Annotated in this window: 17 protein-coding genes and 2 tRNA genes; 9 read left to right on the forward strand and 10 right to left on the reverse strand. The window is 73.2% G+C overall.

Annotation, left to right across the window (positions count from 1 at the left end; genetic code table 11):
- Positions 1-14 precede the first annotated feature (14 nt).
- Positions 15-821 carry an SDR family oxidoreductase gene (locus tag ABT403_RS11710; RefSeq protein ID WP_344154194.1) on the reverse strand — a complete coding sequence of 269 codons (807 nt, stop codon included), beginning with the start codon at positions 819-821 and terminating at the stop codon, positions 15-17.
- Between the two features lie 61 nt (positions 822-882).
- Here ABT403_RS11710 and ABT403_RS11715 point away from each other — a divergent pair, with 61 nt between their 5' ends.
- Together ABT403_RS11715 and ABT403_RS11720 are read left to right on the forward strand one after the other, a co-directional pair.
- Complete coding sequence (locus ABT403_RS11715) at positions 883-2,028, forward strand: acyl-CoA dehydrogenase family protein (protein ID WP_344154191.1); 1,146 nt, start codon at positions 883-885, stop codon at positions 2,026-2,028.
- Complete coding sequence (locus tag ABT403_RS11720; protein ID WP_344154188.1) at positions 2,028-3,110, forward strand: acyl-CoA dehydrogenase family protein; 1,083 nt, start codon at positions 2,028-2,030, stop codon at positions 3,108-3,110. The genes ABT403_RS11715 and ABT403_RS11720 overlap by 1 nt, the downstream gene beginning before the upstream one ends.
- Here the strand turns inward: ABT403_RS11720 and ABT403_RS11725 are convergent.
- Entirely contained in the window at positions 3,077-3,802 is a 726-nt protein-coding gene (locus ABT403_RS11725) for a class I SAM-dependent methyltransferase (protein WP_344154185.1), read from the reverse strand. The two genes, ABT403_RS11720 and ABT403_RS11725, sit on opposite strands and share 34 nt — an antisense overlap.
- A 50-nt stretch (positions 3,803-3,852) precedes the next feature.
- Positions 3,853-4,188: a hypothetical protein gene (locus ABT403_RS11730; protein ID WP_344154182.1), complete on the reverse strand. Its 336-nt coding sequence runs from the start codon at positions 4,186-4,188 to the stop codon at positions 3,853-3,855.
- Positions 4,189-4,255: 67 nt separating this feature from the next.
- Between ABT403_RS11730 and ABT403_RS11735 the strand changes: the two genes are divergently transcribed.
- Together ABT403_RS11735 and ABT403_RS11740 are read left to right on the forward strand one after the other, a co-directional pair.
- Positions 4,256-4,330 (forward strand) — tRNA-Ala (locus tag ABT403_RS11735).
- Between the two features lie 30 nt (positions 4,331-4,360).
- Positions 4,361-4,434, forward strand: a tRNA-Ser gene (locus ABT403_RS11740).
- Here the strand turns inward: ABT403_RS11740 and ABT403_RS11745 are convergent.
- Positions 4,397-5,428, reverse strand: a complete 1,032-nt coding sequence (locus tag ABT403_RS11745; protein WP_351648785.1) for an alpha/beta hydrolase — start codon at positions 5,426-5,428, stop codon at positions 4,397-4,399. The genes ABT403_RS11740 and ABT403_RS11745 overlap by 38 nt on opposite strands.
- Positions 5,425-6,153, reverse strand: a complete 729-nt coding sequence (locus ABT403_RS11750; protein WP_344154179.1) for an SDR family NAD(P)-dependent oxidoreductase — start codon at positions 6,151-6,153, stop codon at positions 5,425-5,427. Before ABT403_RS11750 ends, ABT403_RS11745 begins: the two co-directional genes overlap by 4 nt.
- Before the next feature lie 119 nt (positions 6,154-6,272).
- Between ABT403_RS11750 and ABT403_RS11755 the strand changes: the two genes are divergently transcribed.
- From ABT403_RS11755 to ABT403_RS11765, 3 genes are all read left to right on the forward strand, one after another.
- Positions 6,273-6,905: a PadR family transcriptional regulator gene (locus tag ABT403_RS11755; protein WP_344154862.1), complete on the forward strand. Its 633-nt coding sequence runs from the start codon at positions 6,273-6,275 to the stop codon at positions 6,903-6,905.
- A 77-nt stretch (positions 6,906-6,982) separates the two neighbouring features.
- Positions 6,983-7,696: a VWA domain-containing protein gene (locus ABT403_RS11760; RefSeq protein ID WP_344154859.1), complete on the forward strand. Its 714-nt coding sequence runs from the start codon at positions 6,983-6,985 to the stop codon at positions 7,694-7,696.
- A 36-nt stretch (positions 7,697-7,732) separates the two neighbouring features.
- Entirely contained in the window at positions 7,733-8,242 is a 510-nt protein-coding gene (locus ABT403_RS11765) for a pyridoxamine 5'-phosphate oxidase family protein (protein ID WP_344154176.1), read from the forward strand.
- On the opposite strand, the gene ABT403_RS11770 is transcribed toward ABT403_RS11765, so the two are convergent.
- Positions 8,235-9,680, reverse strand: a complete 1,446-nt coding sequence (locus ABT403_RS11770; protein ID WP_344154173.1) for a DUF1906 domain-containing protein — start codon at positions 9,678-9,680, stop codon at positions 8,235-8,237. The two genes, ABT403_RS11765 and ABT403_RS11770, sit on opposite strands and share 8 nt — an antisense overlap.
- Positions 9,681-9,942: 262 nt before the next feature.
- On the opposite strand from ABT403_RS11770, the gene ABT403_RS11775 reads away from it, so the two are divergent.
- Positions 9,943-10,842, forward strand: coding sequence for a hypothetical protein (locus tag ABT403_RS11775; RefSeq protein WP_344154170.1), 900 nt, complete (start codon positions 9,943-9,945; stop codon positions 10,840-10,842).
- A 62-nt stretch (positions 10,843-10,904) separates the two neighbouring features.
- Complete coding sequence (locus ABT403_RS11780) at positions 10,905-11,093, forward strand: hypothetical protein (protein WP_344154167.1); 189 nt, start codon at positions 10,905-10,907, stop codon at positions 11,091-11,093.
- A 49-nt stretch (positions 11,094-11,142) separates the two neighbouring features.
- Here the strand turns inward: ABT403_RS11780 and ABT403_RS11785 are convergent, their stop codons facing one another.
- The 4 genes from ABT403_RS11785 to gltB form a co-directional block, all read right to left on the reverse strand.
- Positions 11,143-11,343: a DUF397 domain-containing protein gene (locus tag ABT403_RS11785; RefSeq protein ID WP_344154164.1), complete on the reverse strand. Its 201-nt coding sequence runs from the start codon at positions 11,341-11,343 to the stop codon at positions 11,143-11,145.
- Positions 11,328-12,164 (reverse strand): helix-turn-helix domain-containing protein, encoded by an 837-nt coding sequence (locus ABT403_RS11790; protein WP_344154161.1) that lies wholly within the window; start codon positions 12,162-12,164, stop codon positions 11,328-11,330. Before ABT403_RS11790 ends, ABT403_RS11785 begins: the two co-directional genes overlap by 16 nt.
- A gap of 183 nt (positions 12,165-12,347) precedes the next feature.
- The gene (locus ABT403_RS11795) at positions 12,348-13,808 is read right to left on the reverse strand and encodes a glutamate synthase subunit beta (protein WP_344154158.1); all 1,461 of its coding nucleotides are present in this window, start codon (positions 13,806-13,808) and stop codon (positions 12,348-12,350) included.
- Entirely contained in the window at positions 13,801-18,339 is a 4,539-nt protein-coding gene (gltB, locus tag ABT403_RS11800; protein ID WP_344154856.1) for a glutamate synthase large subunit, read from the reverse strand. The genes ABT403_RS11795 and gltB overlap by 8 nt, the downstream gene beginning before the upstream one ends.
- Positions 18,340-18,387 lie beyond the last annotated feature (48 nt).

Below are 18,387 nucleotides of genomic sequence, written 5' to 3' on the forward strand. Positions count from 1 at the left end.
GGCCCATTCTGCGCTCAGGCGCGCTGGCTGCTGACCGAGACCGTCTCACCCGTCATGTAGGACGAGTAGCCGCTGGCCAGGAAGACGATGACGTTGGCGACCTCCCAGGGCTCGGCGTACCGGCCGAAGGCCTCGCGGGCGGTGAGTTCGGCGAGCAGTTCCTCGCTGGTGACCTTCACCAGGTGCGGGTGCATGGCCAGGCTCGGGGCGACCGCGTTGACCCGTACGCCGAACGCCGCCGCCTCCAGTGCCGCGCAGCGGGTCAGGGCCATCACGCCGGCCTTGGCGGCGGCGTAGTGGGCCTGGCCGGTCTGGGCGCGCCAGCCGACGACGGAGGCGTTGTTGACGATGACTCCCGCGCGGCCGGAGTCCTTGAAGGCGCGCAGGGCGGCGCGGGTGCAGCGGAAGGTGCCGTTCAGGGTGACGTCGAGGACGCGGTCCCACTGGTCGTCGGTCATGTCGACGAGGTCGGCGGTGCCGCCGAGCCCGGCGTTGTTGACGAGGACGTCGAGGCCGCCGTGGAGCCGTTCGGCGTGCGCGAAGAGGGCCCGGACCTGGTCCTCGTCGGTGACGTCGCAGGGCAGGGAGGCGATCCGCTCCGCGCCGAACTCTGCGGCGAGGGCGGTCTCGGTCTCCTTCAGCCGGCGGGCGTGCGCGTCGCCGATCAGCACGCGGGCGCCCTCCTCCAGGAAGCGGCGGGCGGTGGCCCCGCCGATCCCGGCCCCGGCGGCGGCCGTGACGACGGCGGTGCGGCCGCGCAGCAGGCCGTGGGCGGGGACGTACGCGGGCGCCTCGTTGCGGAACTCCTCGACGCTGCTCATGGCCGTACGTTAACCTACCAAACACTTGTTAGGGAAGGCTCCCGAAGGAGGCGGACGGCTGATGGATCTCGACCACTCCCCCGAGGTGGCGGCCTTCCGGGCCGAGGCCCGGGCCTGGCTGCGCGAGCACGTGCCCGACGGCCCGCTGCCCTCGCTGGAGACGGAGGAGGGCTTCGCGGCGCACCGGGAGTGGGAGGCGGAGCTGTACGCGGACCGCTGGTCGGCGGTGTCCTGGCCCGAGGAGTACGGGGGCCGGGGCGCGGACATCGAGCGGTGGCTGGTCTTCGAGCAGGAGTACTGGGCGGCGGGCGCGCCCGGCCGGGTCTCGCAGAACGGGATCAGCCTGCTCGCCCCGACCCTCTTCGACCACGCCACGCCCGAGCAGCGGGCGCGGGTGCTGCCGTCCATGGCGAGCGGCGAGGTGATCTGGGCGCAGGCCTGGTCGGAACCGGAGGCGGGCTCCGACCTGGCCTCGCTGAGGTCCCGGGCGGAGCGCACCGAGGGCGGCTGGCTGCTGTCGGGGCAGAAGACCTGGTCCTCGCGGGCCGCCTTCGCCGACCGGGCCTTCGGCGTCTTCCGCAGCGACCCGGGGGCCGCGAAACCCCACCACGGGCTGACGTACCTGATGTTCGACCTGCGCGCGCCGGGTGTGACGGTGCGGCCCATCGGCCGGCTCGACGGCAAGCCGGCCTTCGCGGAGCTCTTCCTGGACGGGGTCTTCGTCCCCGACGAGGACGTGATCGGGGAGCCGGGGCAGGGCTGGCGGATCGCGATGTCCACCACCGGCAACGAGCGCGGGCTGACCCTGCGCTCCCCCGGCCGGTTCCTGGCGGCCGCCGGCCGGCTGGCCGCCCTGTGGCGGGAGAAGGGGGACCCGGCGGACACGGCGCTGCGCGACCGGGTCGCGGACGCGGTGGTCGGGGCGCGCGCCTACGAGCTGTTCACCTGGGCCGCGGCCACCCGCTTCGCGGCGGGCGGGGAGATCGGCGCCGAGTCCAGCCTGAACAAGGTGTTCTGGTCCCAGTACGACATCGCCCTGCACGAGACGGCCCTGGACCTGCTGGGTCCGGACGCGGAGCTGGCGGACGGGCCGTGGGCCGAGCCGTGGGTGTTCTCGCTGGCCGGGCCGATCTACGCGGGGACGAACGAGATCCAGCGCGACATCATCGCCGAGCGGCTGCTCGGCCTCCCGAAGGGCCGCCGCTGATGCACTTCCTGCCGACCGGTGAACAGTCCGACTTCGCCCGGACCCTGCGCTCCCTGCTGGGCGCGGCGGAGGTCCCGGCGACCGCACGGGCCTGGGCGGCCGGGGACCGGGGGCCCGGGCTGGCCCTGTGGTCCCGGCTGGCCGGTACGGGCCTGTGGGCGCTGGCCGCGCCGCAGGAGTACGACGGGCTGGGGCCGCTGCCGGTGGAGCTGGCGCTCGGCTTCGTGGAGCTGGGACGGGCGGGGGTGGCGGGTCCCGCGGTGGAGACGGCCGCGGCGGTGGTCCTGCTGGGGGAGCTGGCCCGGCTCGGCGAGGAGGGCCCGGCGAAACGGTTCCTCCCGGGGCTCCTCTCGGGCGAGACCCCGGCCACCCTGACCCTGCCGGGCGGCTCCCCGTACGCCCTGGACGCGGACGCGGCGGGCTGCTGCCTCACGGTGACGGCGTCCGGGCCGCCGCCGGGCGGGGCGGCGGGCACGGGGGCCGGTGCGGCCCCGGCCGCCGGTGGGCTGTGGCTGGCGCCGGGGTGGGGGGAGCGGCTGGCCTCGCTGGACCCCACGCGCGGGCTCGGCGTCCCGGCGGCGGGCGGGGAACTGCTGGCGGCCGGGCCGGCGGTGGCGGCCGCCGCCCGGGTGGCCGCGCGGTGGGCGCGGCTGCTGACGGCGGCCCAGTGCCTGGGCGTCGGCGAGGCACTGCTGGGGCGCACGGTGGAGTACGTGAAGCAGCGCACCCAGTTCGGGGTGCCGGTCGGGAGCTTCCAGGCGGTCAAGCACCGGCTGGCCGACACCCTGCTGGACCTGGAGTTCGCCCGGCCGCTGCTGTGGGCGGCCGCGCTGTCCCTGGCGGACGGGGCCGTCGCGGCGGCGAAGCTGACCGCCGGCGAGGCGGCGTACGCGGCCGCCCGCACCGCCCTCCAGCTGCACGGCGCGGTCGGCTACACGGAGGAGCTGGACCTGTCGCTGTGGCTGCGCAAGGCCCGGCCGCTGCGCGACGCGTGGGGCGGTCCGGCGGAGTGCCGGGCGGAGGTGGTGCGCGGGCTGGAGTCCGGCGCTCAGACGACGGCCACGCGCAGGGTGACGACGTAGGCCTCCTCGACGGTCCCGTCGGGGAAGAGCTCCAGCAGCCGCGCCCGCTCGGCCCCGGTGAACTCCCGGGTGCCGGGCTCTCCGAGGAGGAGGAAGGCGGAGTGGCTGGCGAGGTTGGCGAGGTGCGCGTCCAGCGGGATCCGGCGCGACCAGCGGACCTCGCGGGTGGTGAGGCCGAGCTCCTGCGGATCCTCGCGCGGCTGGGGCCCGGGCCGCGCCCCGAACAGGCGGGCGATCCGCTCGTCCTGCTCGGCGATCCAGGGGACGGAGGGGTCCAGGTCGTTCCACCAGAGGGCGAGGGCCCCGCCCGGGCGCAGCACGCGGCGGGCCTCCGGGACGGAGCGGGCCGGGTCGGTCCAGTGCCAGGACTGGGCGTAGGTCAGGAGGTCGAAGCCGCCGGTGGCGAGCGGGAGGCGGTTCCCGTCGCCGCGCACGACCGGGAGGGCGGGGTGCGCGCGGCGGAACTCCTCGGCCATGCCGTCGCCCGGCTCCACGGCGAGCACCCGGGCGCCCCGGGCGTGCAGCAGGGCGCTGGCGATGCCCGTCCCGGCGCCGACGTCGGCCACGCGGGCTCCGCGCAGCGGCTGCCCGGCGAGGTGCTCGACGGCGTCGAAGAGGGCGTCGGGGTAGCCGGGGCGGGAGGCGTGGTAGAGGGCGGCGGCGGCATCGAAGGACCGGGCACGAGTCGTCATCCCCCCATTCTCCGCAGCCCCGCCAGGGGGCGGGGCGGGGGACGACCCCCTCAGCGACGGCGGCGTCGCGCCGGACGGCGCCGCCTGCCCACCGACAGCCGCAGCAGCGCCCCCGTCTGGAGGACCAGCAGCACCGCGAGCCCCGCCGAGGCCACGGCCCCGTGCCCCTCCCACACCGTGGCCCCGACCCGCGCGACGCCCACGGCGGTGGTCGCGACGAGGAACCGGGCCGCGAACTCCGCGTCGGTGCCGTGCGGTACGGCCGAGCCGGCCACGAACACGGCCAGCAGGACGGGGATCCACGGCGTCCCGGGATCGCGCAGCAGTGCGGCGGCCCCGGACTCCACGGCGAGGAGCAGGCAGGTGCGCAGGAGGAATCCAGGCATGAACACATCATGCCGGGGAAACCCCCGTGCGCACCCGCCACTCGACCGCCTAAGATCGAACACAAGGGCGGGGTCGTAGCACAGAGGTAGTGCGCCTACACAGCATGGAGGAGGACGCCGGTTCGAATCCGGCCACCCCGCCCCCCTACTCCTCTACGATCGTCCGCAAGGACGGGGCCGTAGCACAGAGGTCGTTGCGCCTCCCTGCTCAGGAGGAGGACGCCGGTTCGAATCCGGCCGCCCCGTTCCCCTGCTCCCGCCGCCCCGTTGCGGCCAGCCAGGCCGCCGCCCCCGCGCGTGCCGCCGCCCCGGCCGGCAGCGGCAGGCCGAGGAAGCCGTGGAAGACCCCCGGGTGGAGCCGGACCTCGCAGTCCACCCCCGCCTCCCCCAGCCGGCGCGCGTACTCCAGCCCCTCGTCCCGCAGCAGGTCGCAGTCGGCCAGGACGATCAGCGTGCGCGGCAGCCCGGACAGGTCCGGCGCGCGGAGCGGCGAGACGTGCGGGTGGGCGGGGTCGCCGCCGTACTGGTCCCAGTACCAGGCCATGTGCGCGGCGGTGTGGAAGTACCCCCGCCCGTACGCCGTGACCGACCCGGAACCCATCGAGGCGTCCAGCGGCGGGTACACCAGCAGCTGGCCGGCGACCAGTTCCGGTGCCCGCAGCGCGGTGACGGCCGCCAGGTTGCCCCCGCTGGAGTCCCCCGCCACCACCACCCGCTCCGCGTCGCAGCCCAGCCGGCCCGCCTCGGCGCGGGCCCACAGGAGCACCGCCAGCGCGTCGTCGGCCGCCGCCGGCCAGGGGTGTTCCGGGGCCAGCCGGTAGCCGGCCGAGACGACCACCGCCCCCGAGGCCGCGGCCAGTTCGCGGCACAGGGCGTCGTGCGTGTCGAGCCCGCACATCACCCAGCCCCCGCCGTGGAGGTACACGACGAGCACCCGCCCCCGCCCGCCCGGCGCGGGATCGTAGACCCGCACCGGCACCCCCGAAGCCACCCCCTCCCGCACCACCCCGGCCCGGGGCCACCGCGCCCCGTCCGCCCCCGCCCCGGGCCCCCGCACCCCGTCCGCCACCACCCCGGCCCGGCCCCGCCCGGTCGCCACCGCCCGGTCCCGCCCGGCCGCCGTCACCGCCGCCCGCGACGCCGTCACGTCCCCGGGCTCCGGGAAGACCGCGGACATCGCGTCGCACAGCCGCCGCGCCTGCGGCGACAGCCGGTCCCCCTTCACGCCGTCCCCGCTCATCGCGCCGTCATCCCCCCGTCGACCACGAACTCCGCCCCCGTCACGTACGAGGAGGCCTCCGAGCAGAGGAACAGCACCAGTTCCCCCACCTCCTCCGGCCGCCCCATCCGTCCCAGCGGCACGTGCGACCAGTCCCGCCCGCCGACCGCCCCGGCCACCATCGGCGTGTCGATGGCGCCCGGGTGCACCGAGTTGACCCGGATCCCGTCCCCGGCCAGGTCCAGCGCCGCCGCGCGGGTCAGCCCGCGCAGGCCCGCCTTCGTGGACCCGTACGCCGCGTGGCCCGGGATCCCGACCAGCCCCGCCGTCGAGGAGACGTTGACGACGGAGCCTCCCCCGCCCGCGCGCAGCACCGGGGCCACCGCCCGGATGCCGAGGAACGGGCCCAGCAGGTTGACCCGCAACAGCTCCTCGAACCCCTCCGGGCTCTGCTCCTCGATGTGCGCGGTGCGCCACAGGGCGGCGTTGTTGACCAGCGCCGACACCGTCCCGAAGGCGGTCACCGCCTCCCGCACCACCCCGGCCCAGCTGCCGGCGTCGGTGACGTCGTGCCGTACGAAGAGCCCCCGGCCGCCCAGTTCCGCGGCGACCGCCCGGCCCTCCTCCTCCCGGACGTCCGTGACGACCACCCGGGCCCCGGCCCGTGCGCACAGCCGGGCCTCCTCGGCGCCCTGACCGCGCCCCGCGCCGGTGATGACGAGGACCTTCCCGTCCAGCGAGATCACGCTTCCTCCAAGCGAAAGGCGGGAGTTGGGGGTGGTGCCGCATAGCCATATGACTAATCGAAATACTTCTAGCAGGCACACCCATCAGAGGGAAGGATCCCGGCGGAACCGGTCGTAGACTGCGCTGCGTGGCAGACGAGACGGCAGCAGCGACCCCCGGCGGGGCGGCCCGGCGCGCACTCCCCGCGACCGGCTGGGCGGTCCTCGGGCTGCTCTCCTTCGGCGAGGAACTCTCCGGCTACGACCTCAAGAAGTGGTCGGACCGGTCGTTGCGCTTCTTCTACTGGAGCCCCTCCTTCAGCCAGATCTACAGCGAGCTCAAGCGCCTGGAGAAGGCCGGCTACGCCGCCTCCCGGATGGTCGCCCAGGAGACCGGGACCCGGGACAAGCGCGTGTACCGGATCACCGGCGAGGGCATGGACGCCGTACGGCGCTGGGCGCGCGAGACGCCCGTCGACCCGCCCGTGCTCAAGCACGGGCCGATGCTGCGGCTGTGGCTGGGCCATCTGCTGGAGCCGCGGCAGATGCGCGAACTCCTCCTCCGGCAGCAGGAGTTCGCCGAAGGGATGCGCCTCGGCGCGGAGGCCGACGCGGCGGCCGCGCAGGAGGAGGAGGCCTGGGCGTACCCCACCCTCACCCTCAAGTGGGCCGAGCGGTACTACGCCTCCGAGCGCGATCTGGCGGCGGCCATGCTGAAGGACATCGAGACCCTGGACGCGCCGGGCACGACCGGAACGGACCGCACCCCGTGACCGCACCCGCCGGCGGCCCCGGCAGCGGCCCCGGCCCCGGCCCCGGCCCCGGCCCCGGCCCCGGCCCCGGCAGCGCCATCGACCTCCGCAAGGTCGAACGGGCCGCCCCCGCCCTCGTCAACCTGTACAAGTCCGCCGGCACCTCCCTGCGCGCCCACGGCCTGGAGGGCGGGCGCGCCTGCGTCTACCTGGTCCTGGACTACTCCGGCTCCATGCGCCCCTATTACGACGACGGCAGCGTCCAGGCCCTCGCCGACCGGGTCCTGGGCCTGTCGGCGCACCTCGACTCCGACGGCCGGGTGCCGGTCGTCTTCTTCTCCACCGACGTCGACGCGGTCGAGGAGATCTCCCTCGACGGCCACGAGGGACGGGTCACCGCGATCGCCGCCGGTCTCGGCCACATGGGCAAGACCGCCTACCACCTCGCCATGGACGCCGTGATCGACCACTACCTGGACTCGGGCTCCACCGACCCGGCCCTGGTGGTCTTCCAGACGGACGGCGGCCCCGTGAACAAGCTCGCGGCGGAGAGGTACCTCTGCAAGGCCGCCCGGCTGCCCCTGTTCTGGCAGTTCGTCGGCTTCGGCAACACCCGCAGCAGCCAGTTCGACTTCCTGCGCCGCCTGGACGAGCTGCCCGTGCCGCAGAAACGGGTGGTGGACAACGCGGGCTACTTCCACGCGGGGGCCGACCCGCGCGCCGTACCGGACGCCGAACTGTACGACCGCCTCGTGGCCGAGTTCCCGGCCTGGCTGGCGGCGGCGCGCCGGGCGGGCATCGTGCGCGCCTGACCGGCCGCCGTCAGGGCGGCGCGCTTTGATGGACGTATGACGATGAACAACTGGGCGGCGTTCGAGAAGGCGGAACCGGAGTTCGCGGCGGTGGTGCGGGCCCGCTTCGAGCGGTTCCCGCACCACGTCCTGGCCACCCTGCGCAAGGACGGCTCCCCCCGGGTGACCGGGCTGAACGTCGAGTTCCGCGGCGGCGAGCTGTGGCTGGGCATGATGGCGGGCTCGATGAAGGCCCGCGACCTCCGCCGCGACCCCCGGTTCGCCCTGCACACCAACCCGGGGCCGGGCGACAGGACGCCCGACGGGGACGTCCGGATCTCGGGGCGGGCGGTGGAGATCGTGGATCCGCCCGAGCTGCACCGGTACGCGGAGGAGAAGGGCAGCCCGCACCCCTTCCACCTCTTCCACGCCGACCTGACCGAGGTGGTCCACACCCGGGTCGACGGCGAGGAACTGGTCGTCCGCACCTGGACCCCGGCGGGCGGACCGCGCGTCCTGCGCCGGGGCGACGACGACGAACCCGCCCGGGAGGTCCCGCTCAGCTGACCCGCGTCCCGGCGGGTCGCGGCGCGCGGGCGACGGCGGGCTTACGGGCGGGGCGAGGGGCCTTCGCGGTGGCCGGCTCGCGGGCCGTGCCGGGGGCCGTCGCCCGGGCGGGGAGCGGGGTGAGGGCGGCCGGGTCCACGTCCACGCGGCTGCGGTCGATGTTGATCGTCACCCCGCCGTACGTGGCGTCGTGGTCCCCCTTGTACTGGTGGGCCCGGCGCGGACCGGGCCATTGGGCGGCGCCGGGGGTCAGGCCCATGTCGGCGTCGGTGACGGAGGCCGCGCCGTTCCAGCGGGCCACCCACAGGACGTCCGGCATCGCCCCCGGCGCCTGGGCGTAGTGTGCGGCCAGCGCCTTGGCCCCGGAGCTCGCCGAGACGTAGGCGGCCGCGTGGTACCCCAGCGCGTGCAGGCGTACGGTCCAGGCGGTCACGTAGGCGACGACGGGGGCGTCCCAGGTGTCGCGGTCGTCGTAGTTCTCCAGGTCGGCGTAGAGCGGGGTGCCGGGCGGCAGGCCGAGCGCGCGGGCCGCCCCGGCGGCTCCCTCGGCGGCCTCGCGGCCCTGGTCGTTCGCCTCGGAGGGGTCCGTGGACAGGCCCGTGGTGCTGCTGTTCCAGGGCTGCGGGCCCACCCAGATCGGCATCAGGTGCCAGCCCGCCGCGAGCTGCCGGCGCACCCAGTCGGCCGTCAGCTGCGGCTGGGCGCAGGCGCGGGCGCGGCCGCCGATGTAGACGCCGACCGCGCCGAAGGGGGAGCCGGCCCGCCAGGTGTCCATGGCGGACCGGGAGGGGGCGGTGCAGGCGTCGAAGCCCTCGCCGGTGAAGGCGCCCTGGGCGCGGGCGGGGACGGGGGCCGCGGCCGTCGCGGTCAGTGCCGTCACCGTGTCCGCCGCGTCCGCGGCCGCCTCCTCCGCCGCGTCCTGCGGCCGTCCGGGCGGCTCCCCGACCGCGTCGACGGCGTGGGCGAGCAGGGTGCGGACGGCCTCCGGTGCGGCCCCGTACGAGAGCGTGGCCATCACCCCCGGCCCGCGCAGGGCGTACCGCACCTCGCCGCTGTCCCCCTCGGCCGCCGGCAGCGCGGCCCCGCCGCCGACGGCCAGGGTGGGGACGTCGGCGCGCGGCGGGGCGTCCGCGAGGGGCTCCAGGTGCAGGGTGTCGGCGCGGGTGGCCACGGCACGCGGTCCGGGGCAGCGGGCCTGGGCGCCGGCGTGCCCGAGGTAGAGGGTGGGCAGGTCCAGGCGCAGGCAGGCCCCGGGGTCGCGGTCGAGGTCGACGACCCGCCAGCCGGCGGGAAGGGTCAGGTGCAGCCCCCGGTAGTCGACGGCGCGCCCGCCGTCGGCGGCGAGGGCGGGGGTCGGGAGCACGAGGGGGCCGAGGGGCAGGAGGGGCAGGAGCAGGGCCGCGCCGAGGAGGCGGCGCGCCAGGGTGCGGGAGGGCATGGGGCCCACTGCTACACGGCGTCCCGCGCACCGGGGCCGCGACGCCCCGCGCATGACCCCGTCCGGGCGACGGGGTTCAGTTCCTTAAACGCTAAACAGCTTTCGCGAAACCGCCATTCGGGTCGTATCTCCGCACGTTCGGACGTGTGCGCGCGCGATCGGGCCGCCGCTCGGTGAAGCTCGACGGGTCTGGCGGCCGTGGGAGCCGAAGTGGTTCCAGGCCGGGCCGCCGCTGCCGCGAAACGGAAGGTCAGCCGCACCCATGCTCATCCACCAGCTCGCCCTCGTCTCCGAGACCAAGAGCAACACGATCACCCCTTCACAGATCACCCGGGTCGCCGCCGCGCTCCAGAAACAGGCGACCCGCGACTTCGCGCCGCTCTGGCAGGTGAACGCGACGGTGGACGCCTTCGACCGGCTGGAGGACGTGCCCGTCGGCTACTGGCCGCTGATCGTGGTCGACGACGTACCCGGCGCGGCGGGGTACCACACGGACGAGAACAAGCAGCCGTACTCCCTCATCGAGTACAGCGACAGCTGGTCGCTGACCGCGAGCCACGAGATGCTGGAAATGCTGGCCGACCCGTTCGGGAACCGTCTGGTGTCCGGCAAGTCCCCCCACCCCGACCAGGGACAGGCCCGGTTCCTCGTCGAGGTCGCCGACCCCTCGGAGGCCGAGGAGTTCGGCTACACCATCAACGGCCTGCTCGTCTCCGACTTCTTCACCCCGCGCTTCTACGACCCGGTCACCGTCCCGGGCACGCGCTACAGCTTCGGCGGCCACATCCAGGCGCCGAGGACGATCCTGCGTGGCGGATACATCAGCTTCGAGGACTCGGCCACGGGCGACTGGTGGCAGCAGATCTGGTTCGACAGCAAGGAACCGAAGTTCCGCAAGCTCGGCAAGCTGTCGGGCAGCGGCAGCATCCGCGAGGCGATCGACGCCCAGACCAAGACCGTCAGCCGTCTGGCCGCCAGCGGCCCCTCTTCCAAGCAGTACATGGCCGCGCGGACCCTCACGGCCCGCGTCAAGGAGTCCACCAGCGCCCGGGCCGGCGTGTGGCGCGCCGAGATCGAGCGGCTGAAGGCGGGAAATCCGGCGGCGAAGGCCTTCAAGACCAAGGACAAGGACAAGGCCAAGAGCAAGCCCAAGGGGAAGTAAGGGGCAGCGAGGAGGACAATCGTTCCGGTACGACCCTCAGCCCGCCTGCCAGGGAGGCCGTCGTGAGTGAGGACGCCCAGCAACGCAAGGAGCGCGCGGACCGCCTGCGCGAGCAGATCCGCCGGCCCAAGGCCGAACCCGAGCCGCCGGAGCGGGAGAGCCTGAAGGAAGGCATCGAACGCCGCATGCGGGAGCTCGACGAAGCCGAGCGCAAAACCCGCCGGGACGGCGGCGAAGCCGACGGCACCTGAAGCCCCCGCACCCCGCCCGGCCGGAGCAGTGCCCGGCCGGGCGACGGGGTCAGGCTCGGTCCTTCACCGCCTGGACGAACGGAGCCCACGCGGCCGCCGGGAACAGCAGCACCGGGCCGACGCCCGAGAGCTTGGTGTCCCTGACGGGGACGACACCGGGGAGATCGTCGGACACCTCTACGCAGCTGTTGCCTTCGGAGCCGCTGTACGAGGACGTCCTCCAAGACAGGCCGTTCATGTCTGCGCGCATTTCGCGTACTCCTCCGCCACCGACTCGATCAAGGCCAGGGACGCCTCCGGCGACAGCGCGGCAGCCCTTGCCAAATCGTAGAGTTTCCAGTGTTGGCGGACCAGCGCGGGGTAGTCGAGCAGCTGCCCCACACGGGGCCCCTCCGTGTACACCACGTCGGGCGCGTCAACGAACTGCATGATGGTCACCAGCGATCCCAGGGCCCCTTGGGCACCGGCCGCGAAAGGCACCACTTGCATGGTGATCCGATGACCCCGGACGAATGCGGAGATGTGCCGCAACTGCGCGGCCATCACACCAGGTCCCCCGACTGCCGTCCGCAGTACCGCTTCGTGCAGGACGACCCACATTTCCGGGGTGGCCGGATCGTCGAGCAGCCTTGCGCGCGACAGACGAAAATCGACGAGACCGTCAATGTACTCGGCGAGCGCGGTGGGATTACCACCCCACATCAAGGACCGGGCATAGTCGGCAGTCTGGAGCAACCCGGGAACCAGAGTGGAGGCGTATTCGTAGATAGCCGTCGCCACACGTTCCAGCTCAGCCGCTTCGGCGCAGTAGTCCTCACATCGGCGCTTGAACGCCTTGGACAGGCGAGTGAAGTAGTCCCCAGTGCCAAGCTCCCTGTCGATCAGCACCGCCAGCTCCGGCCTCAACCGTCGCGTGCCGCACTCCATCTGCCCGACGTACGACCCGCTCACGAAGATCCGCTCGCCCAGACCCTCCTGGGTCATCCTGGCCGCCTCGCGGTGCCGCCGCAGCTCCTCGCGGGCGAACTCCTCCGGACTCTGCGCGGCGCCCTCGTCCTTCGACTTGGCCATGAGCCAACTCCCCGCTTCCGCAATCCCCTTGCCTGCGAGAAAGCGTAGCCCCGGCCAACCTGGCGGATCAGCCGAACGCATTCATACGACTACCGAACGCCACCGCGCCCGCCACCCCTGGTCGGGGACGTGGCGGGCGCGGTGTCGGAGTTCCGCACTTCGTTGTACGGACCGTATGAGGGGTTACACCATCAGCGAGCGGTCCGTCGGCTTGATCGGGTACGGGAGGGTGCTGCTGCCCGTCAGGTAGCGGTCCACGCCGCGGGCGGCCGAGCGGCCCTCCGCGATGGCCCACACGATCAGCGACTGGCCGCGGCCGGCGTCGCCGGCGACGAAGACGCCGTCGGCGTTGGTCGCGTACGAGGCGTCGCGGGCGATGTTGCCCCGCTCGTCCAGGTCCACGCCGAACTGCTCCACCAGGCCGTTGGCCTGGTCGGTGCCGGTGAAGCCCATCGCCAGGGTGACCAGCTGCGCGGGGAGGACGCGCTCGGTGCCGGGCTTCTGGGTGAGCTTGCCGTCGATGAACTCGACCTCGATCAGGTGCAGGGCCTGGACGTTGCCGTCCTCGTCGCCCTCGAAGTGGGTGGTGGAGACGGAGTAGATCCGCTCACCGCCCTCCTCGTGGGCCGAGGTGACCTTGTACAGCATCGGGAAGGTCGGCCACGGCATGGCCGCCGGGCGGTCCTCCGACGGGCGGGGCATGATCTCCAGCTGGGTGACCGAGAGGGCACCCTGGCGGTGGGCGGTGCCGACGCAGTCCGCGCCGGTGTCGCCGCCGCCGATGACGACCACGTGCTTGCCCTCGGCCGTGATGGGGGGCGCCACGAAGTCGCCCTCCTGGACCTTGTTCGCGAGGGGGAGGTACTCCATCGCGAAGTGGACGCCCTTGAGGTCGCGGCCCGGGACCGGCAGGTCGCGGGAGACGGTGGCGCCCGCCGCGACGACGACCGCGTCGAACCGCTTGCGCAGGTCCGTCGCCGTGATGTCGCGGCCGACCTCGATGCCGGTGCGGAACTTGGTGCCCTCCGCGCGCATCTGCTCGATGCGGCGGTTGATGTGCACCTTCTCCATCTTGAACTCGGGGATGCCGTAGCGCAGCAGGCCGCCGATGCGGTCGGCGCGCTCGTACACGACCACGGTGTGGCCGGCCCGGGTCAGCTGCTGGGCGGCGGCCAGACCGGCCGGGCCGGAGCCGATGACGGCCACGGTCTTGCCGGAGAGGCGCTCCGGGGCCTGCGGGGTGACGTCGCCGTTGTCCCAGGCCTGGTCGATGATCGAGACTTCGACGTTCTTGATCGTGACGGCCGGCTGGTTGATGCCGAGCACGCACGCCGACTCACAGGGAGCGGGGCACAGCCGGCCCGTGAACTCCGGGAAGTTATTCGTCGCGTGGAGCCGCTCCGACGCCGCCGCCCAGTCCTCGCGGTAGGCGTAGTCGTTCCACTCCGGGATCAGGTTCCCGAGCGGGCAGCCGTTGTGACAGAACGGGATGCCGCAGTCCATGCAGCGGCCGGCCTGCTTGCTGATGATCGGGAGCAGCGAGCCCTTGACGTAGACCTCGTTCCAGTCCTTGACGCGCTCGGCGACGGGACGGGTGCAGGCGGTCTCGCGCGGGGTGGTGAGGAAGCCCTTCGGGTCAGCCATGGGTCGCCGCCTCCATCATCTTCTCGGTGGTCTCGGACTCGGAGAGTCCGGCCAGCTCAGCGGCGTCCTTGGCGGCGAGCACTGCCTTGTACGTGGTCGGGATGATCTTGCTGAAGCGGGCCGCGGCGGCGTCCCAGTCAGCCAGGAGCTTCGCGGCCACGGTCGAGCCGGTCTCCTCCTCGTGGCGGCGCACCACATCGTGCAGCCACAGCTTGTCCTCGTCCGACGGGGCCTCGACGGCCTCCGCGTTGCCCGAGTTGACCTGGCGCGGGTCGAGGTCGATGACGTACGCGACGCCGCCGGACATGCCCGCCGCGAAGTTGCGGCCGGTCTCGCCGAGGACGACCGCGGTGCCGCCGGTCATGTACTCGCAGCCGTGGTCGCCCACGCCCTCCGAGACGACCAGGGCGCCGGAGTTGCGGACGCAGAAGCGCTCGCCGGTGCGGCCGCGCAGGAACATCTCGCCGCCGGTGGCGCCGTAGCCGATGGTGTTGCCGGCGATGGTGGAGTACTCGGCGAGGTGGTCGGCGCCGCGGTCCGGGCGGACCACGATCCGGCCGCCGGAGAGGCCCTTGCCGACGTAGTCGTTGGCGTCGCCCTCCAGGCGCAGGGTCACGCCCTTGGGGAGGAAGGCGCCGAAGGACTGGCCCGCCGAACCGGTGAAGGTCAGGTCGATGGTGTCGTCGGGCAGGCCCGCGCCGCCGAACTTCTTGGTGACGTGGTGGCCGAGCATGGTGCCGACGGTCCGGTTGATGTTGCGGATCGCGACCTGGGCGCGGACCGGCCGGGCCGCCTCGGCGGTCTCGGCGTTCAGCGCGTCGGCGGCGAGCTCGATCAGCTCGTTGTCGAGGGCCTTCTCCAGACCGTGGTCCTGCTCGACGAGGGCGTGGCGGACCGCGCCCTCCGGCAGGTCCGGCACGTGGAAGAGGGGCTCCAGGTCGAGGCCCTGCGCCTTCCAGTGGGTGACGGCCTTGCTGGTGTCGAGGAGCTCGGCGTGGCCGACGGCCTCCTCGATGGTGCGGAAGCCCAGCTCCGCGAGGATCTCGCGGACCTCCTCGGCGATGAACTCGAAGAAGTTCACGACGAACTCGGGCTTGCCGGAGAAGCGGTCGCGCAGGACCGGGTTCTGGGTGGCGATGCCGACCGGGCAGGTGTCCAGGTGACAGACGCGCATCATGACGCAGCCGGAGACGACGAGCGGCGCGGTCGCGAAACCGAACTCCTCGGCGCCGAGCAGCGCGGCGATGACCACGTCGCGGCCGGTCTTGAGCTGGCCGTCGGTCTGGACGACGATGCGGTCGCGCAGGCCGTTGAGCAGCAGGGTCTGCTGGGTCTCGGCGAGGCCCAGCTCCCAGGGGCCGCCCGCGTGCTTGAGCGAGGTGAGCGGGGAGGCGCCCGTTCCGCCGTCGTGGCCGGAGATCAGGACGACGTCCGCGTGGGCCTTGGAGACACCGGCCGCGACCGTACCGACGCCGACCTCGGACACGAGCTTCACGTGGATGCGCGCGACCGGGTTGGCGTTCTTGAGGTCGTGGATCAGCTGGGCCAGGTCCTCGATGGAGTAGATGTCGTGGTGCGGCGGCGGGGAGATCAGGCCGACGCCGGGCGTCGAGTGACGCGTCTTGGCGACCCACGGGTAGACCTTGTGGCCGGGCAGCTGGCCGCCCTCGCCGGGCTTGGCGCCCTGGGCCATCTTGATCTGGATGTCGTCCGCGTTGACCAGGTACTCGGAGGTGACGCCGAAGCGGCCGGAGGCGACCTGCTTGATCGACGAGCGCCGCGCCGGGTCGTACAGGCGGTCCGGGTCCTCGCCGCCCTCACCGGTGTTGGACTTGGCGCCCAGCTGGTTCATGGCGATGGCGAGGGTCTCGTGCGCCTCCTTGGAGATGGAGCCGTACGACATGGCGCCGGTGGAGAAGCGCTTGACGATCTCGGAGACCGGCTCGACCTCGTCGATGGAGATCGACGGGCGGTCGGACTTGAAGCCGAACAGGCCGCGGAGCGTCATCAGGCGCTCGGACTGCTCGTTCACCCGGTCCGTGTACTTGCGGAAGATGTCGTACCGGCGGTTGCGGGTGGCGTGCTGGAGGCGGAAGACCGTCTCCGGGTCGAACAGGTGCGGTTCGCCCTCGCGGCGCCACTGGTACTCGCCGCCGATCTCCAGCGCGCGGTGCGTGGCCGCGATGCCGGAGGCCGGGTACGCCTTGGCGTGACGGGCGGCCACCTCCTTGGCGATGACGTCCAGGCCGGCGCCGCCGATCTTGGTGGCGGTGCCGCTGAAGTACGTGGCGACGAACTCCTCGTTCAGGCCGACGGCCTCGAAGACCTGGGCGCCGCGGTAGGAGGCGACGGTGGAGATGCCCATCTTGGACATGACCTTCAGGACGCCCTTGCCGAGGGCGTAGATCAGGTTCTTGATGGCCTTCTCGGGCTCGATGCCCTCGATGAAGGTGCCGGCGCGCAGGAGGTCCTCGACGGACTCCATGGCCAGGTACGGGTTGACGGCCGCGGCGCCGTAGCCGATGAGCAGGGCGACGTGGTGGACCTCGCGGACATCGCCGGCCTCGACCAGCAGGCCCACCTGGGTGCGCTGCTTGGTGGCGATGAGGTGGTGGTGCACGGCGGAGGTGAGCAGCAGCGACGGGATCGGCGCGTGCTCGGCGTCCGAGTGGCGGTCCGACAGGACGATGAGGCGGGCGCCGGCCGCGATGGCGGCGTCGGCCTCGGCACGGATCTCCTCGATCCGGGCGGCGAGGGCCTCGCCGCCGCCGGAGACCCGGTAGAGGCCGGAGAGCGTGGCGGCCTTCATGCCGGGCATGTCGCCGTCGGCGTTGATGTGGATGAGCTTGGCCAGCTCGTCGTTGTCGATCACCGGGAAGGGCAGGGTGACGCTGCGGCAGGACGCGGCGGTCGGCTCCAGCAGGTTGGACTGCGGGCCGATCGAGGAGAGCAGCGAGGTGACGAGCTCCTCGCGGATGGCGTCCAGCGGCGGGTTGGTGACCTGCGCGAAGAGCTGGGTGAAGTAGTCGAAGAGCAGCCGGGGGCGCTCGGAGAGGGCCGCGATCGGGGAGTCCGTGCCCATGGAGCCGAGCGGCTCGCCGCCCGTGCGGGCCATGGGGGCGAGGATGACGCGCAGCTCTTCCTCGGTGTAGCCGAAGGTCTGCTGGCGGCGGGTGACCGAGGCGTGGGTGTGGACGATGTGCTCGCGCTCGGGCAGGTCCGTCAGCTCGATCTCGCCGGTCTCCAGCCAGTCCGCGTAGGGGGCGGCGGAGGCGAGCTCGTTCTTGATCTCGTCGTCCTCGATGATCCGCTTCTGGGCGGTGTCGACGAGGAACATCTTGCCGGGCTGGAGGCGGCCCTTGCGGACGACCTTGGCCGGGTCGATGTCGAGGACGCCGACCTCGGAGCCGAGGACGACGAGGCCGTCGTCGGTGACCCAGTAGCGGCCGGGGCGCAGACCGTTGCGGTCGAGTACCGCGCCGACCTGGGTGCCGTCGGTGAAGGTGACGCAGGCGGGGCCGTCCCAGGGCTCCATCATCGTGGAGTGGTACTGGTAGAACGCGCGGCGGGCCGGGTCCATGGAGGTGTGGTTCTCCCACGCCTCCGGGATCATCATCAGCACGCTGTGCGGCAGCGAGCGGCCGCCGAGGTGGAGCAGCTCCAGGACCTCGTCGAAGGAGGCGGAGTCGGAGGCGTCCGGGGTGCAGATCGGGAAGATCCGGTCCAGGGCGGCCTCGCCGAAGGCGGAGGTGGCCAGCTGGGACTCGCGGGCGCGCATCCAGTTCCGGTTGCCCTTGACCGTGTTGATCTCGCCGTTGTGCGCGACGAAGCGGTACGGGTGGGCGAGCGGCCAGGACGGGAAGGTGTTCGTCGAGAACCGGGAGTGGACCAGGGCGAGCGCCGAGGCGAAGCGGCGGTCGGAGAGGTCCGGGAAGAAGGGCTCCAGCTGGCCGGTGGTCAGCATGCCCTTGTAGACGATGGTGCGGGCGGAGAGCGAGGGGAAGTAGACCCCGGCCTCGCGCTCGGCGCGCTTGCGCAGGACGAACGCCTTGCGGTCCAGCTCGATGCCGGTCGTGCCGTTGGACACGAACAGCTGGGAGAAGGCGGGCATCGTGGTGCGGGCCCCGTTGCCGAGGAGGTCGGGGGTCACCGGCACCTCGCGCCAGCCGAGGACCGTCAGGTTCTCCTCGGCGGCGATGGCCTCGATCCGCTCCACGGCGACGGCCTGTGCGGAGCCGTCGGCGGGGAGGAAGGCGATGCCGACGGCGTAGGCGCCGGCCTCGGGGAGCTCGAATCCGGCGACCTCGCGGAGGAAGGCGTCCGGGACCTGGGACAGGATGCCGGCGCCGTCGCCGGAGTCCGGTTCGGAGCCGGTGGCGCCGCGGTGCTCGAGGTTCCGCAGGACGGTCAGGGCCTGCTCGACGAGGGTGTGGGTGGCCTCGCCGGTGAGGTTCGCCACGAATCCGACGCCACAGGCGTCCTTCTCGTTGCGCGGGTCGTACATGCCCTGCTGGGCGGGGCGACCGTCCATGGGCGACCAGGCGGTGGTGCTGGGGCCGGTCGCGGAGTGCGTGGATGC

The sequence above is a fragment of the Streptomyces sp. NPDC000075 genome, assembly GCF_040301925.1.
GTDB classification, from domain to species: Bacteria; Actinomycetota; Actinomycetes; order Streptomycetales; family Streptomycetaceae; genus Streptomyces; species Streptomyces polychromogenes.

Excerpts from the sequence above, each read along its gene's own strand:
- ABT403_RS11730 (WP_344154182.1), bottom strand. The coding sequence starts at position 4,188 with ATGCCTGGATTCCTCCTGCGCACCTGCCTGCTCCTCGCCGTGGAGTCC.
- ABT403_RS11725 (WP_344154185.1), bottom strand. The coding sequence starts at position 3,802 with ATGACGACTCGTGCCCGGTCCTTCGATGCCGCCGCCGCCCTCTACCAC.
- gltB (WP_344154856.1), bottom strand. The coding sequence starts at position 18,339 with ATGGACGGTCGCCCCGCCCAGCAGGGCATGTACGACCCGCGCAACGAG.
- ABT403_RS11715 (WP_344154191.1), top strand. The coding sequence starts at position 883 with ATGGATCTCGACCACTCCCCCGAGGTGGCGGCCTTCCGGGCCGAGGCC.
- ABT403_RS11710 (WP_344154194.1), bottom strand. The coding sequence starts at position 821 with ATGAGCAGCGTCGAGGAGTTCCGCAACGAGGCGCCCGCGTACGTCCCC.
- ABT403_RS11775 (WP_344154170.1), top strand. The coding sequence starts at position 9,943 with ATGCTCATCCACCAGCTCGCCCTCGTCTCCGAGACCAAGAGCAACACG.
- ABT403_RS11745 (WP_351648785.1), bottom strand. The coding sequence starts at position 5,428 with ATGAGCGGGGACGGCGTGAAGGGGGACCGGCTGTCGCCGCAGGCGCGG.
- ABT403_RS11785 (WP_344154164.1), bottom strand. The coding sequence starts at position 11,343 with ATGCGCGCAGACATGAACGGCCTGTCTTGGAGGACGTCCTCGTACAGC.
- ABT403_RS11770 (WP_344154173.1), bottom strand. The coding sequence starts at position 9,680 with ATGCCCTCCCGCACCCTGGCGCGCCGCCTCCTCGGCGCGGCCCTGCTC.
- ABT403_RS11790 (WP_344154161.1), bottom strand. The coding sequence starts at position 12,164 with ATGGCCAAGTCGAAGGACGAGGGCGCCGCGCAGAGTCCGGAGGAGTTC.
- ABT403_RS11720 (WP_344154188.1), top strand. The coding sequence starts at position 2,028 with ATGCACTTCCTGCCGACCGGTGAACAGTCCGACTTCGCCCGGACCCTG.
- ABT403_RS11795 (WP_344154158.1), bottom strand. The coding sequence starts at position 13,808 with ATGGCTGACCCGAAGGGCTTCCTCACCACCCCGCGCGAGACCGCCTGC.
- ABT403_RS11765 (WP_344154176.1), top strand. The coding sequence starts at position 7,733 with ATGACGATGAACAACTGGGCGGCGTTCGAGAAGGCGGAACCGGAGTTC.